Origin of the sequence: Agrobacterium sp. 719_389 (genome assembly GCF_900188475.1) — a bacterium.
Classification (GTDB): Bacteria; Pseudomonadota; Alphaproteobacteria; order Rhizobiales; family Rhizobiaceae; genus Agrobacterium; species Agrobacterium radiobacter.
Map to the genome: position 1 here is coordinate 12,681 of NZ_FYEM01000005.1, position 14,602 is coordinate 27,282.

Here is a 14,602-nt window from a genome sequence, read left to right on the forward strand (position 1 = left end):
ATCCATGGCAGCACTTAATTTCAGCGACCAGCGCCAGTCTCCCGACGACGTTCTTGCCAGCGGTGAATATCCGCTGACGAGGCGCGACCTGTCGGAAATCGCGGCGATGATCTATGCCGATGCGGGTATCTATCTCAACGACACCAAGGCGTCGCTGGTCTATTCCCGCCTGTCGAAGCATATTCGCAATCTCGGCCTGTCAGGTTTCCGCGAATATTGCGCCCTGGTATCTTCGCCGGAGGGTGCGCCGGCGCGGCGCGAAATGCTGTCGCACCTGACGACGAATTTCACCCGCTTCTTCCGCGAAAACCATCATTTCGAACATCTGCGTGATGACGTCCTGCCGGGTCTCATCGCCCGGGCGAAATCCGGTGGGCGCGTCCGCATTTGGTCGGCGGCCTGTTCCGACGGGCAGGAGCCCTATTCGATTGCGCTCACCGTGCTCGCCATGTTTCCGAATGCGGCGGATTACGATTTCAAGATCCTCGCGACGGATATCGACCCGAAGATTTTGGCGCAGGCCCGCGCCGGGGTCTATGACGACAACGCGCTCGAAACCGTGTCTCCCGCCATGCGCAAGCAATGGTTCACGGAAGTCGATGCCGGCGGTCGCCGCAAGTTCCGCATTGACGACAAGGTCAAGCGCCTCATCACGTTCAACGAATTGAACCTGATGACGCAATGGCCCTTCAAGGGCAATTTCGACGTCATTTTCTGCCGCAACGTCGTCATTTATTTCGACGAGCCGACGCAGACGCGTATCTGGTCGCGTTTCGCGGGGCTGCTGCCGGAAGGCGGTCATCTTTATATCGGCCATTCCGAACGTGTGTCTGGTGACGCCAAGAACCTGTTCGACAATACAGGCATCACCACATACCGCTTCATTGGTCACGCTTCGGGGAGGAAGGCATGAGCGCGCTCGCAAGGGTTCTTGTCGTTGATGATTCTCCGACGATGCGCGGCCTGATTTCGGCCGTCCTCAAGGCCGATCCCGAGGTTGAGGTGGTCGGTCAGGCCGGTAACGCCATGGAGGCGCGCGCCGCCATCAAGCAGCTCAATCCCGATGTCGTGACGCTCGACATCGAGATGCCGGAAATGAACGGGCTGGAATTTCTCGAAAAGATCATGCGTCTGCGGCCCATGCCGGTCATCATGGTCTCGTCGCTCACCCATCGCGGTGCGGACGCTTCGCTGGCCGCGCTTGAAATCGGCGCCTTCGACTGTGTCGGCAAACCGGCGCCGGGCGATGCACGCCCCTTCGGCGATCTCGCCGACAAGGTGAAGGCCGCTGCCCGCTCACAGCATACCGCTTACCGCGCTGCGCGCCCGGAAGCCGCAGCCGCGTCGCAGCCGGTCCCGGTCAGCGAATATCGGGCCGGTCGCAAGGTCGTCGCCATCGGTTCCTCCACGGGCGGTGTCGAAGCGTTGATCGCCGTGCTGCAGAAATTCCCGGCCAATTGCCCGCCGACCGTCATCACCCAACACATGCCGCCGACCTTCACCAAGAGTTTCGCCGAACGGCTGAACCGTATCTGTGCGCCCGTGGTGGAAGAGGCAACGGACGGTGCGCGTCTGCAGACCGGCAAGATCTATCTTGCGCCGGGCGGCGAGCGCCACTTGCAGATCGCCAACCGGTCCGCACCCTGCTGCCGGCTTGTCGAACGCGATCCCGTCAACGGCCACCGACCCTCCGTCGATGTGCTGTTCGATTCCGTGGCCGAGCTTGCCGGACGCAACGCCGTCGGCGTCATCTTGACCGGCATGGGCCGCGATGGCGCGGCCGGGCTTCTGAAAATGCGTCATGCCGGTGCGCGCACCGTCGGCCAGAACGAAAAAACATGTGTCGTCTATGGCATGCCCCGCGTGGCCTATGAGTTGGGCGCGGTGGAACAGCAATTGCCGTTGGCCTCCATCGGCGAAGAAATCCTGAAACTAACCACTGCCCGCAAAGAAGGTGCTGACTAATGTCTCTCGCAGAAAAGATCAAAGTTCTGATCGTCGACGATCAGGTGACCAGCCGGCTGCTCCTCAGCGATGCGCTGACACAGCTCGGCTTCAAGCAGATCACCGCCGCCGGCGACGGCGAGCAGGGAATGAAGATCATGGAGCAGCAGCCCCATCATCTCGTCATCTCCGATTTCAACATGCCGAAGATGGATGGTCTTGGTTTCCTGCACGCCGTCAGGGCCAACCCCACCACCAAGAAGGCCGCCTTCATCATCCTCACCGCGCAGGGTGACCGCGCGCTGGTGCAGAAGGCAGCACAGCTCGGCGCCAACAACGTGCTGGCCAAGCCCTTCACGATTGACAAGATGCGCGCTGCCATCGAGGCGGTTTTCGGATCGCTGAAATGATTGAAGCTGCGGCCAAGCGCGTACATATCATTCAGGGCGAGTACAAGGTCGTCAGCGATCCCGACGTGGTCATGACGACGATACTCGGTTCGTGCGTGGCCGCCTGTCTGAGAGATCCCGTTGCCGGCCTCGGAGGCATGAACCACTTCCTGCTGCCGGGAACGGGCAATGTGACCGGCGGAGATGCGACGCGTTACGGCGTGCATCTCATGGAGCTCCTGATCAACGGCCTCCTGAAGCAGGGCGCGCGGCGTGACCGGCTGGAAGCCAAGGTTTTCGGCGGTGCAAAGACGATCGCCAGCTTTTCCAATGTCGGCGAACAGAACGCCATCTTCGCCATGCAGTTTCTGAAGGATGAAGGTATTCCGGTCATAAGCTCCTCCACGGGCGGGGAACACGGCCGCAAGATCGAATTCTGGCCGGTCTCTGGTCGTGCACGTCAGCATCCGCTCAGCGGCGCGGAAACCCAGAAGACGGTTGCCTTGGAAACGCGTCCGGTGCCGGCCCCCAAGCCCGTCGCCAACGACATCGAATTTTTCTAGTCACGGAGTTTCCAATGCAGCTTGCAGAGCACACCGCCGCCACTCCGTTCGAAGAAGCCCTGCCGGATGTTCTGATGCGCGTGGTATCGGAACTGCACGATGTCGCCTACCTTATAGAGCGCATCGAACCGCAATTGCTTGAAGTGACCAGCGGTCAACTGTCGAACGACGGCGTCAAGCTGTTGCAGGGCATCGACCTTGCCGTCCAGAAAACCCGGGGCCTTGCCGAATTCATCGATACCATCACCGGTTCCATCCCCGGAGACTGGATCGTGGATGTCTCCACCGCGCTCAGCCTCGTCAAGCTTGCCGAAATGCAGAAGGCGCTCGGCGCGGCCTTCCGCCACGGCCATTCCCAGCCGCTCGACAAGGCCTCAGGCGACTTCGACCTCTTCTAGCGCCATTTCCGCCGTTGCCTGCCTCTTCGCGGAATGCGTAGAAAGGCAACGCTCGCGCAAGCTTCGCACCCTATTGTCATTACGGGGCCAAAAGGTCTCGGACTCTATGAATGACGGTGCGGAACAGAATGAATCTGTTAAATCAAATCCCTCAGGTCTTGAAGAATGTCGCTGCGCTGGGGCAGACACGGCTTTTGATGCTGGGCGGCGTGGGCGTTTTGTCCATGGCCATTATCCTTGCAGCAGCGCTTTACGTGAACCGTCCTGCTTATGAGACCCTCTATGTGGGGCTTGAAAAAAGCGACCTCAACAAGATCAGCATTGCGCTCGCCGAATCGGGTCTGGACTTTCAGGTAGGGACCGATGGTTCCAGCCTTCAGGTTCCCGTCGGGCTCACTTCCAAGGCGCGGCTGCTTCTGGCTGAACGCGGCCTGCCTGACAGCGCCAATGCCGGTTATGAGCTTTTCGACAATGTCGGTTCTCTCGGCCTGACCTCCTTCATGCAGGAAGTGACGCGCGTTCGCGCCCTTGAGGGCGAGATCAGCCGCTCCATCCAGCAGATTGACGGCATTGCCGCCGCACGCGTCCATATCGTCATGCCTGACGTCGGCAATTTCCGCCGTGGCGAACAGAAGCCCACCGCATCGGTCATGATCCGCGCCAGCGCCACCGCAGGGCGCAAGGCATCGGCTTCCATCCGTCACCTCGTCGCCTCGGCCGTTCCCGGCCTTGAGGTCGATGACGTGACACTCCTCGATTCGACCGGCCAGCTTCTGGCCTCCGGCGACGACGTCACCAACGCCGCCATGAACCGCTCGCTGACGCTGGCGCAGAATGTTCAGCAGGAAATCACGACCAATATCGACAAGGCGCTGGCGCCTTTCCTCGGCATGGACAATTTCCGCTCCAGCGTGACGGCACAGCTCAATACAGACAGCCGTCAGATCCAGGAAACCGTCTACGATCCGGAATCACGCGTCGAGCGCTCCATCCGCACGGTAAAGGAAGACCAGAAATCCCAGGAAACGCAGCCGGATACGGCCGCGACCGTGGAGCAGAACGTACCGCAGGCGGCGCCTCAGGGCGGCGGCGGCGGCCCGCAGTCTTCCGACCAGTCGGCCAAGAAGGAAGAGCAGACGAACTACGAGATCAATTCCAAGACGGTCGCTACGGTCAAGAACGGCTACACCGTCGAGAAGATTTCGGTTGCCGTGGTCGTCAACAAGGGTCGCATCGCCAAGATGGTCGGCGAACCCGCCGATCAGGCCAAGATCGACGCCTATCTCGCTGAAATGCAGAAGATCGTCACCTCGGCGGCCGGCATTTCTGCCGATCGCGGCGATATGGTTACGCTGACGGCCATGGACTTCCTCGAAACGCAGCTGCTTGACGAAGCCGTAAGCGGGCCGGGCATCATGGAAGTGCTGAGCCGCAATTCGGCCGGCATCATCAATTCGCTCGCATTCGTCGCCGTCGCCTTCCTCGTCATCTGGCTCGGTGTGCGTCCTCTGGTCCGCACGGTTACCGCCAACGGTGCGGCAGCGGGTCAGCTCAGCCAGGAGACAGCCGGTCTGGAACTACCGGACTTCTCTCCCGGCATGGATGCCGGCGCAGGCGGCCTCATGGAAGGTTTCGGGGCGGATTTCGGCTTCGACAGCACCGACGATCTTCTGGCAGGCGGCGATGGCGAGGGCACATTCAACCGCCGGGTTCGCGAAGGGCCCGAACGCAGGCTCTCCCGCATGGTGGAAATCAGCGAGGAACGAGCCGCCAAGATCCTGCGCAAATGGGCGGTTGAAAAAGCAGCATAATATCAAAAAGGCCGGTTTTACCCGGCCTTTTTTCTGTTTTCGGGCTTTTTGCTATCCTTGGCGGGCGCATCGTGGCAATCTCGTTTTAGGACAGTGTTTACAAAAAATTCAGCAACGATACAGTTTGCTGGGAATTGGCTGAGAATGCCGTTTATGGATTGAACAGCTTTTCAGTATGTTTTTTTAGCAATAGACGAACGGTGAAATACGTGGAAAGGCTGGTGTCAGGTAATGGCAAATCCCAGTCCGTTCCATAAAATGAAGTGATTCGGTCTCCGGGGGGCTTGCCGTCCCATTTTGGTAAGCGTCTCGAATGGAATGATTCCATCCCGAGGTATAATCTCCCACTGGGAGCAAGAGGGCGTAGGCGATTGAAAGTCGATGTTGATATCCGCAGGCTGTCTGCCAAGCCTATGGAGGGCATGGGTAAGCCCTTGCCACGCGATCAGCTTGCTAAAAACGTCGCAGCCACGGCTGCTGCCGGTAACGTTGCAGGCGCACTGGATCTGCTCGTAACCTATGCTGGCGCCTCGCATTATCTGCTGGCGCGGGATGATCTTCTCGAAGAAACCGGACTGAAATTCATCGTCACCTCCGACTGGCCTTTTGATCTGGTCCGCAGGCTTGGCCTTGAACTGGCCAACAGCCAGAACAGATCGAGCGAAATGGAGAAATGCCTTTCGCTTCTGCAGCCGCGGCTGCTTTTCCTTCCCGATGATGTTTCGGTTCCCTACGGCATAGACCGGCAATATTCGGCACTGTCCTTCTGCGTGGGCCGCATCCGGCTTTCGCTGCTGCTGCTGTTTCCCGAAGAAGCGGTGCCTTCGCCGGAAAGACTGCGCGAAATCGCCCTGCTGACGGGTTATTGCGTCAGTTTCGGCATTGCCAGCGAAGCAAAGACCGTTCGCGATATCGATCTCACGGAGCGTGAGCTTGAGTGCCTGTTCTGGATCGCGGAAGGCAAGACAAGCGATGAAATTGCGATGATCCTTGGCATTTCGCGCAATACGATCAATAATTACATCACAAGCGTGATGCGGAAAACCGCGACAAAAACCCGCTCGGAGGCAATTGCCTACGCCGTGCGCAACAACCTCGTATAATGGTCGGACGGATGGTACAGACGAAAGACAATGAGGGTACAGGTCAAATGGGCATGTTTTACCGCAGCCCTGTCGTGACGAGCCGGTCGGATCTGTTTCCGAAGCTTGTCGCCATGCAGAAGCTGGTCGGCGCGCGCAATTTCGTGGTGACGAAAGCTGCCGCTTCCGGTTTCCCGAACAAGAAGAAGCTGACCTGCGAACTGGAAAACTGGGGCATGAATGCCGCAGAACAGAGCGCGCAGTTCATCCGCGCCGTCGGCGATATTCTTCTCGATCATATCGAGACATCGCTTTTGCCGGTCATCTGGCGCAACAAGAATGCCGGCGGCTTTGCCGATCTTCCCGATGTGCCCGCACTTCTGCGCCGCATCGAGAACGACACATTGCCCTATGCGGGGCTCGCCCTGCCGGTGCGGCTTGGCACCATTGGCAACGGCTATATCGTCTTCTGCGGCACCAACCTCGTTCTCGACAATGAGGTCGTGATCGAGCAGCACATCAAATGCTGCGAGATCATGGTGGACATGCTGGCGCTGGACGAGCGCAAGGCGGCACCCTCCGAAGCCTTGAGCGAGAGGGAAATCGCCTGCCTGCAACTGGCGGGGGATGGCCGTATCAGCGAAGAAATCGCGGTCAAGCTCGGGCTTTCCGTGCACACCGTCAACGCCTATCTCGGTTCGGCGACGATCAAGCTCGATTCCGTCAACCGTATCCAGGCGATCGCCAAGGCTATCAGGCTCGGTTACATCCATTGATGGCGGGCGGGTTTTCCCGCCCCTCCCAGGCAGGCGGCCCCGAACCGGCATTTGCGCCTCCCTAAAAGGCGCTATCGGCACTTCGCGTTTTTTTAACAGTTGCCTACTAGAACTTTTATAAGTTTGGCTTTGGGGAACTGTTTCATGCACAACCGGCTCTTTAAGTCCGTTGCTGGCAAGGTCGTCGCGCTGACGATCGGCCTGATCACGCTCAGCGTGGCGGCAGTTGGTTTTTCGACCTATATCCGCTTGAAGGACAATATCATCACCACCGCGCTGCGTGATACGCACAGCGCAATGCGCAGCATGGCGATCCTTTACGAACTGAAGGTCGGCGGCGTCGCCCTCGAGATGGTGGATGGGGACCTCAAAAGTGTGGGTCGCGCCAGCATCGGAACGATGCGCGACAATGATCTCGTCGACCGCACCGCAGCCGGTAACGGCGGTATTTCTACCGTGTTTGAAGCCAAGGGCGGCGAGTTCATTCGCATGACCACCAATCTGAAGAACGAAAAGGGCGAGAGAGCAGCCGGCACCAAGCTTGCTACCGATCATCCCGCTTTTGCGAAAGTCTCCAAGGGTGAGGCCTATTTTGGCACTGCCACGCTGTTCGGCACCAGCTACATGACCGGTTACATGCCTGTCACGAACAAGACCGGCGCAACCGTCGGCATCCTGTTCGTGGGTGTTCCCATGGACGTCTACGATGCGCAGATATACAGCCTGCGCGACATGATGCTCATCTGCGGCGCGCTCGCCATGCTTGGCGTCGGACTGCTCGCCTACTTTGTCATCAAGCGCACGCTTCAACCCCTTGGCAAGTTGACCGATGCGGTGAAGTCCCTTTCGGACGGCAATCTCGATACGCCGATCCCCTACGCCACCAACACCAATGAATTCGGCAACATCGCCCGCGCGCTGGTGATTTTCCGCGAAAATGCGGTCGAGAAACTGGCGATTGAGGGCAAAAGCGCCGAAGAACGCTCTGCGGCGGAGTCCGAGCGTTACCGCAACGACGCCGAGAAACAGGAACTCGACAGCCAGATCGAATTTGCGGTCGGCGAGATCGCCTCCGGTCTTGGCAGACTTTCGCGCGGCGATCTGAGCCGCACGATCGAGACGCCTTTCGCTGGCCGTCTTGACCGTCTGCGCACGGATTTCAACGAATCCCTTCTCAACCTGCGCGATGCGCTGGGGCAGATTCGCGAGCGCACGCTCATCATTCAGCATAGCGGTTTTGAAATCGAACAGTCGTCGGTCGATCTGTCGAAGCGCACCGAAAATCAGGCCGCCTCGCTGGAAGAGACCGCCGCCGCCGTAGACGAAATCACCGTCACCGTCAGATCCTCGGCCGAGCGTGCGCGGGAGGCCAATGAGGCCGTGCGCATCACCAAGCAGAGCGCCGACAGCTCCGGTTCGGTCGTCAGCAACGCCGTCGACGCCATGGGCCGGATCGAAGGTGCCTCGCGCAAGATCGAGCAGATCATCGAGGTCATTGATGACATTGCCTTCCAGACCAATCTTCTTGCGCTGAATGCCGGTATCGAGGCGGCGCGTGCGGGCGAAGCGGGCAAGGGTTTTGCCGTCGTGGCGCAGGAAGTGCGCGAGCTTGCCCAGCGCTCCGCCGACGCGGCCCGCGAGATCAAGCAGCTCATCAACCAGTCGACGCATGAGGTCAGCTCCGGTTCGAAGCTGGTGCAGGAGGCGGGCACGGTTCTTTCCGCCATCAGCCAGCAGATCGTCACCGTCAGCCAGCATGTCGAAACCATCGCAACGGCGACGCAGGACCAGTCCTCCGCGCTTCACAACGTCAACAGCTCCGTCAACCAGATGGACCAGATGACCCAGCAGAATGCGGCGCTTGCCGAACAGTCGAGCGCGGCCAGCAGGGTACTGTCCGGCGAGGTGGAAGCGCTGCTCGATCTCGTCCAGCGGTTCCAGATGGAGCAGGGTTCGGCGACCGGCAGGGATCGGTACAATCAGGCGGCCTGATACGTCTGTTTTTTTGAAGGTCAATACCGCTCCCGGATCGCAAGGTCCGGGAGTTTTTATTCGGCCGCTGCCCTTACCGTACTGGATATCTGGTTGATATAGGCCCGCAGCGCCGCCGGTTTGACCGGTTTGTGCTGAACCGAAATTCCATATTTTTCGGCATCGCTGCGCACTTCCGGGCTGCGATCCGCCGTCACAAGCAGCGCAGGGATCGTCTTGCCGTAAAATGTCCTGATGAGGCGGATGGCGCTGATGCCGTCGCCATCGTCCAGATGATAATCGGCGACGATGACGTCGGGCGCTGCGGTCAAGGTAAGGAAGGGTTCCTCCAGCGTCGCCACGGAACCTGCGGGCAACACCTCGCAGCCCCATCCCGTCAGCAGTAGTGTCATGCCCTCGAGGATTTTCGGCTCGTTGTCGATGCAGAGCACCCGGACGCCCTGAAGGCGGTCGCTGGCTGCGGGACTGGTTATCCCGCCAACGGCTTTGGCCGGCACGAGGCGATCAGCCTCGCGCGGCAGATGGATGCGGAAGGTCGTGCCTTTTCCGGGGGTGGAGATCAGCTGCACCGGATGGTGCAGCATGCGCGACAGCCGGTCGACGATGGAAAGGCCGAGCCCGAGGCCGGATGCCGTTCTTGCACCTTCGTCCAGCCGGGCGAATTCCTTGAAAACGGTGCGAAATTTCGATGAGGGGATGCCGATACCGGAATCAGTCACCTGAATGACGACTTCACCGCCCCGGCGGCGCGCACCGACGACCACCTTGCCCTTCAGCGTATATTTAATGGCGTTGGAAACGAGATTCTGTATCAGGCGCCGCAGGAGGTTGGGGTCGGAGCGGACGGTCAGCGAGGTTGGCATGACCACGAGGTCCAGGTTCTTTTCCTGCGCCATCGGTGCGAAATCGGTCTCGATGCGTTTCAGCAACTCATTCAGCGGCACGGATGTCATGCGCGCCTTCATCGAACCGGTGTCGAGACGGGAAATATCGAGGACCGCACCGAGAATGGTCTCCACCGATTCCAGCGCCGAATCGATATTGTGGACGAGATCGCTTTCGCCAGAAGCGCCAAGCCGTTCGACCAGCGAGGAGGAATAGAGGCGGGCGGCGTTCAGGGGTTGGAGAATGTCATGACCGGCGGCGGCGAAAAAGCGTGTCTTGCCGATATTCGCCTCGTCGGCGGAGGCTCTTGCCTCCGCCAGTTCGCGGTTGACGCGGGTAAGCTCAACGGTTCGCTCCGCCACGCGCTGCTCCAGCGTTTCGTTTGCCTGTTTCAGCGCCTGATCGCTCGCCACCCGCTGGGTGATATCGGTGAAGGTGGCGACGATGCCTTTGTCCGGCATGGTGTTGGAGCGCACTTCGATGATGCGCTCGCCGCCCGCCAGCACCAGCGAGAAGGGCAGATCCATGGTCAGGAAGCTGGTAATCAGTTCATTCGTGTCACCGGCAGGCATATCGCCGCGTTCCTGCAGCATCGAGACGATATCCGTGAGCGGTACGCCCACCTGCCCGAACTGCTCGGGTAGATCGAGAAGGGTGCGGAAACGCCGGTTCCAGATGGTCAGCTGCTGCGAACTGTCGAAAACGGCAATGCCCTGGTCCATCTGGGCGAGCGCGGTCTGCAGCATGTCCTGGTTATATTGCAGGGCTTCGCTCGCCTGATCGAGCAGCCATGCCGTATCCGCACTGGTGTCTTCCGCCTTCTGTAGAATGATCGAAAGCACCAGGCGGGCGGAGGAGGAGCCGATGGCGCTGCCCAGCAGCTGTTCGGAGAAATGGATCAGCGCCATGTCCGCCGGCTGGTCGTCATTGAGCTTCCTGCCTGCCGTCTTTTCATAGGTCGCGAGTGACCGCAGCATGCGCTCCTCGCCGAGATAACGGGCGACCGCGCTTTTGAGGTCGCCGACGCTGACACGGGTTTTCCAGCCGCGCGTGGCGAATTGTGATTTCGAGTGGCGCTTGACGAAGATGCCGGACTGGATGCGCTCCACCGGCCTCGGATTGCGCGAAAGCGAGCCGAGCACGAAGGCAAGGCTGTTGACGAGCAGGCTGAGAATGACCGCATTTACGAACGGATCGGCTTCAGGCCCGTTGAACACCGTGCTGCCGGAAAACAGGAAGCCGAGAATATTCGCCGCGACCTCGGAATTATCCGGCCCACCGAAGCTCGGCAGGAACAGCAGATAGGCCCACACGAAAAAGCCGGAACTCAGCCCGGCGATCGCGCCGCGCGCATTGGCGCGCCGCCAGAACAGCCCGCCGAACAAGGCAGGGGCCATCTGGGCGATGGCGGCGAATGCGAGAAGGCCGATGGAGGCGAGGCCCGTGGCGCTGTCGGCGGCGCGATAATAGCCATAGCCCAGGAGCAGCACGGCAAAGATCGCCGTTCGGCGGATGTTGAGCAGCGTCTTGGCGAAGTCGTCCCGGTGCGGCGAGCGGTTCAACAGCTTTTGCCGCAGGAAGATCGGCATGACGATATCATTGGAAATCATGATCGACAGCGCCACCGAAGCGACGATTACCATAGCGGTCGCCGCCGAAAAGCCGCCGATGAAGGTGATCAGCGACACGACCGGCATCTGATGATTGAGCGGCAATTGCAGCACATAGAGATCGGCATCGCCATTGGCGCCGAGCGTCAGAATGCCGGCAAGCGCGATCGGCAGCACGAAGATGTTGATCGCGATCAGGTAGAGCGGCAGCAGGAACCCCGCCATGCGCAGCTCTTCCGGCGTGCGGTTCTCCACCACGGTGACGTGGAACTGGCGCGGCAGCAGGATGATGGCGAAACCGGAGAGCAGCGTCATTACGATCCAGCGGCTGATGGGCGTGTGATAGGAGATGGCCCGCATGGCCTGCTCATTGTCCGTGGCAAGCCGCCACAGATGCGCGGGCCCGTCGAAAAGGACGAAGAGCACGTAAAAGCCGACGGTGCACATGGCGACGAGCTTGACCAGCGATTCCATCGAAATCGCCAGAATAAGCCCGTCCTGATGTTCGGTGGCATCGGTGTGGCGGGTGCCGAACATGACGGCAAACCCGGCCATGACGATGGTGACGACCAGCGGCAGATCAAGGAAATAAAGATTGCCGCTGCCAATCCCGTAATCGCCGGGATCGACCATCGTCGCCACCGAGCTGGAAACGGCTTTCAGCTGCAGCGCGATATAGGGAATGGCGCCGACGAGCGCGATGATGGCGACGATCATCGCCACGGTGGAATTCTTGCCATATCGGGCGGCGATGAAATCCGCAACGGAAGTCAGTTTTTCCGTTTTCGCCAGTTCAACGATGCGGCGGATGATCGGCATGCCGATCGTGAAGGCAAGGATCGGCCCCGTATAGATGCCGAGAAATTCCAGCCCCCTGTCTGCCGCGAGCCCCACACCGCCGAAATAGGTCCAGGAGGTGCAATAGATTGCCAGGCTGAGCGCATAGACGAACGGACGCCCCTTTTTCGGGGCGTTTCTTCCACGGCTTTTCCGGTCCCCGTAGCTCGCGACAGCAAACAGCAGCAGGACATAAGCGAAGGCCGAACCGAATATGATCCACCCAGGAAGCACGCATCCTCCCATGCAAGAGTTCCCTCATATCAGCATAGGCGAATTCCGGGCCGTTGAGAATGAGCGCGGTCTGATCATAAAGTTCAAGGCGCGCGTGCAAAAAAGCTAATAAATGCAATCCCGCGGATTCCAAATGATGCCCGGACCCTATATGGTTGAGCGCGTAGGGACAGTCACATAGCTTCAGCTCGCGAAGCAGGAGAGAGGGACAATCTGAATGCTTAACGAATTTAAAACCTTCATTGCCCGCGGCAATGTCATGGATCTGGCCGTGGGTGTTATTATCGGTGCAGCTTTCAGCAAGATCGTCGACTCCGTCGTCAACGATCTCATCATGCCGATCGTCGGCGCAATCTTCGGCGGGTTCGATTTTTCGAACTACTTCCTGCCGCTGAGTTCCGGCGTCACCGCCACTTCGCTCGCCGCCGCCCGCGATCAGGGCGCCGTCTTCGCTTATGGCAGCTTTCTGACGGTTCTCATCAACTTCCTTATCCTGGCCTGGATCATTTTCCTGATGGTCAAGGGCGTCAACAAGCTGCGCGATTCGGTTGAGCGCAAGAAGGTTGAGGAAAAAGCGGAAGCAGCTCCGCCGCCGGAAGATGTCAAGCTCCTCACCGAAATCCGCGATCTGCTGAAGACGCGTTGATTGCCGGCATTGTCCCCGGCCTGATTTGCCGGCCCGCGCGGCCGGCGGTCTCCTGCCGGGGATGATCCATAAAGAAAATCCATGATCGCCTCACGGAATATCATGCACATGGCTGGTTCGATGCGATAAGAAGGCACCAAACGGAGTGTCTTTAATGTCCATTTTGAACAGTCTGAGTGCGCGCTCTCTGGCGGCTCCCGAGAGCGGCATTGTCGAAGTCGTGAATTATGCCCGGGGGCGGGACAATCTCCTGCCGCTCTGGGTCGGCGAAGGTGATCTGCCGAGCCCGGACTTCATCAATCAGGCCGCCATCGATGGGCTGAACAACGGCGAGACCTTCTATACCTGGCAGCGTGGCATTCCCGAATTGCGCCAGGCGCTGAGCCGTTATTACGAACGCCATTTCGCGGCGTCGCTGCCGCCGGAGCATTTTTACGCTACCGGTTCCGGCATGCAGGCGATCGTGCTCGCCGTGCAGGCGCTGACCTCGCCTGGTGACGAAATGGTCTATCTGTCGCCGACATGGCCGAATATCGTCGCCGCCATCGGCGTGGCAGGCGCGAAGGCGGTTCCGGTCGGTATCGATTTCCGCGACGGCCGCTGGGATCTCGATATCAACAGGCTGGAAAGCGCGATCACCGGCAAGACGAAGGCGCTTTTCATCAATACGCCCTCCAACCCGACCGGATGGACGGCGACGCTCGATAATCTTCGTGATGTTCTGGCGCTCGCCCGCAAACACGATCTGTGGATCGTCGCCGACGAGATTTATGCGCTTTATCATTATTCCGGCAGCCGTGCGCCATCCTTCCTCGACGTCATGGAGCCGGATGACAAGATCGTCTTTGCCAATTCCTTTTCGAAGAACTGGTCCATGACCGGCTGGCGCGTCGGCTGGCTTGTCGCCCCGCCGGCCATCGGTCAGGTCATCGAAAACCTCATTCAATATTCCACCTCGGGTGTGGCGCAGTTCATGCAGCGCGGCGCAGTCGCCGCCCTTGATCACGGTGATGGATTCGTCCGCGAGAATTACGAGCGCGCTCTGACATCCCGTGACATTCTCTGCGATGCGCTCATCGCGACGAACCGTGTGGAAACCCTGAAACCCGACGGCGCTCTCTATGCCTTTCTCAAGATAGACGGCGTGACGGACAGCCGGGCCACGGCGCTCGATATCGTCGACAAGACCGGGGTCGGCCTTGCGCCCGGCACGGCCTTCGGGGCGGGAGGGGAGCTGTTTCTCCGTGCCTGTTTCCTTCGCAACCCAAGGCAGATAGAAGATGCGGCCGAGCGGCTGGCATCCTATATCCTCAGCAGGTAAGCGGCACCTTTGCGTATAATGGTTTCCCCTGCCGCGCCGGGATCGCGCTGCGGTAGGGAAATCGGCAACAAAATCACAGCGAAGACCTAAAACTGCAACCCCACGGCGCAACCA

The 14,602-nt window shown here is 59.7% G+C and carries 12 protein-coding genes; 11 read left to right on the forward strand and 1 reads right to left on the reverse strand.

Annotated features, from left to right (window positions below):
* The first annotated feature begins 4 nt into the window (after nt 1-4).
* The 9 genes from cheR to CFB10_RS10740 all read left to right on the forward strand — a co-directional run bounded on the left by cheR (nt 5) and on the right by CFB10_RS10740 (nt 8,955).
* Nucleotides 5-913 carry a protein-glutamate O-methyltransferase CheR gene (cheR, locus tag CFB10_RS10700; RefSeq protein ID WP_020010395.1) on the forward strand — a complete coding sequence of 303 codons (909 nt, stop codon included), beginning with the start codon at nt 5-7 and terminating at the stop codon, nt 911-913.
* Entirely contained in the window at nt 910-1,965 is a 1,056-nt protein-coding gene (cheB, locus tag CFB10_RS10705; RefSeq protein ID WP_020010396.1) for a protein-glutamate O-methylesterase CheB, read from the forward strand. The genes cheR and cheB overlap by 4 nt, the downstream gene beginning before the upstream one ends.
* Nucleotides 1,965-2,354 carry a chemotaxis response regulator CheY2 gene (gene cheY2 / locus CFB10_RS10710; RefSeq protein ID WP_003503467.1) on the forward strand — a complete coding sequence of 130 codons (390 nt, stop codon included), beginning with the start codon at nt 1,965-1,967 and terminating at the stop codon, nt 2,352-2,354. The genes cheB and cheY2 overlap by 1 nt, the downstream gene beginning before the upstream one ends.
* The gene (gene cheD / locus CFB10_RS10715) at nt 2,351-2,896 is read left to right on the forward strand and encodes a chemoreceptor glutamine deamidase CheD (RefSeq protein WP_020010397.1); all 546 of its coding nucleotides are present in this window, start codon (nt 2,351-2,353) and stop codon (nt 2,894-2,896) included. Before cheY2 ends, cheD begins: the two co-directional genes overlap by 4 nt.
* A 14-nt stretch (nt 2,897-2,910) precedes the next feature.
* The gene (locus CFB10_RS10720; RefSeq protein ID WP_020010398.1) at nt 2,911-3,294 is read left to right on the forward strand and encodes a hypothetical protein; all 384 of its coding nucleotides are present in this window, start codon (nt 2,911-2,913) and stop codon (nt 3,292-3,294) included.
* Between the two features lie 128 nt (nt 3,295-3,422).
* Entirely contained in the window at nt 3,423-5,105 is a 1,683-nt protein-coding gene (gene fliF, locus CFB10_RS10725; protein WP_026363652.1) for a flagellar basal-body MS-ring/collar protein FliF, read from the forward strand.
* Between the two features lie 371 nt (nt 5,106-5,476).
* Nucleotides 5,477-6,208, forward strand: coding sequence for a transcriptional regulator VisN (visN, locus tag CFB10_RS10730; protein ID WP_003522759.1), 732 nt, complete (start codon nt 5,477-5,479; stop codon nt 6,206-6,208).
* A 53-nt stretch (nt 6,209-6,261) separates the two neighbouring features.
* Entirely contained in the window at nt 6,262-6,963 is a 702-nt protein-coding gene (gene visR, locus CFB10_RS10735) for a transcriptional regulator VisR (protein WP_003522758.1), read from the forward strand.
* A gap of 144 nt (nt 6,964-7,107) precedes the next feature.
* Complete coding sequence (locus CFB10_RS10740; RefSeq protein ID WP_020010402.1) at nt 7,108-8,955, forward strand: methyl-accepting chemotaxis protein; 1,848 nt, start codon at nt 7,108-7,110, stop codon at nt 8,953-8,955.
* A gap of 56 nt (nt 8,956-9,011) precedes the next feature.
* Here the strand turns inward: CFB10_RS10740 and CFB10_RS10745 are convergent, their stop codons facing one another.
* Nucleotides 9,012-12,521: a hybrid sensor histidine kinase/response regulator gene (locus CFB10_RS10745; protein ID WP_026363653.1), complete on the reverse strand. Its 3,510-nt coding sequence runs from the start codon at nt 12,519-12,521 to the stop codon at nt 9,012-9,014.
* Nucleotides 12,522-12,738: 217 nt separating this feature from the next.
* Here CFB10_RS10745 and mscL point away from each other — a divergent pair, with 217 nt between their 5' ends.
* Together mscL and CFB10_RS10755 are read left to right on the forward strand one after the other, a co-directional pair.
* Nucleotides 12,739-13,167: a large conductance mechanosensitive channel protein MscL gene (mscL, locus tag CFB10_RS10750; RefSeq protein ID WP_020010405.1), complete on the forward strand. Its 429-nt coding sequence runs from the start codon at nt 12,739-12,741 to the stop codon at nt 13,165-13,167.
* 154 nt (nt 13,168-13,321) lie between these two features.
* On the forward strand, nt 13,322-14,488 hold the full coding sequence (locus CFB10_RS10755; protein WP_020010406.1) for a pyridoxal phosphate-dependent aminotransferase: 1,167 nt from the start codon (nt 13,322-13,324) through the stop codon (nt 14,486-14,488).
* Nucleotides 14,489-14,602 lie beyond the last annotated feature (114 nt).

Coding starts and splice junctions, on each gene's coding strand:
- fliF (WP_026363652.1), top strand. CDS start 3,423: ATGAATCTGTTAAATCAAATCCCTCAGGTCTTGAAGAATGTCGCTGCG.
- cheR (WP_020010395.1), top strand. CDS start 5: ATGGCAGCACTTAATTTCAGCGACCAGCGCCAGTCTCCCGACGACGTT.
- cheD (WP_020010397.1), top strand. CDS start 2,351: ATGATTGAAGCTGCGGCCAAGCGCGTACATATCATTCAGGGCGAGTAC.
- cheY2 (WP_003503467.1), top strand. CDS start 1,965: ATGTCTCTCGCAGAAAAGATCAAAGTTCTGATCGTCGACGATCAGGTG.
- CFB10_RS10755 (WP_020010406.1), top strand. CDS start 13,322: ATGTCCATTTTGAACAGTCTGAGTGCGCGCTCTCTGGCGGCTCCCGAG.
- mscL (WP_020010405.1), top strand. CDS start 12,739: ATGCTTAACGAATTTAAAACCTTCATTGCCCGCGGCAATGTCATGGAT.
- cheB (WP_020010396.1), top strand. CDS start 910: ATGAGCGCGCTCGCAAGGGTTCTTGTCGTTGATGATTCTCCGACGATG.
- visR (WP_003522758.1), top strand. CDS start 6,262: ATGTTTTACCGCAGCCCTGTCGTGACGAGCCGGTCGGATCTGTTTCCG.
- CFB10_RS10740 (WP_020010402.1), top strand. CDS start 7,108: ATGCACAACCGGCTCTTTAAGTCCGTTGCTGGCAAGGTCGTCGCGCTG.
- CFB10_RS10720 (WP_020010398.1), top strand. CDS start 2,911: ATGCAGCTTGCAGAGCACACCGCCGCCACTCCGTTCGAAGAAGCCCTG.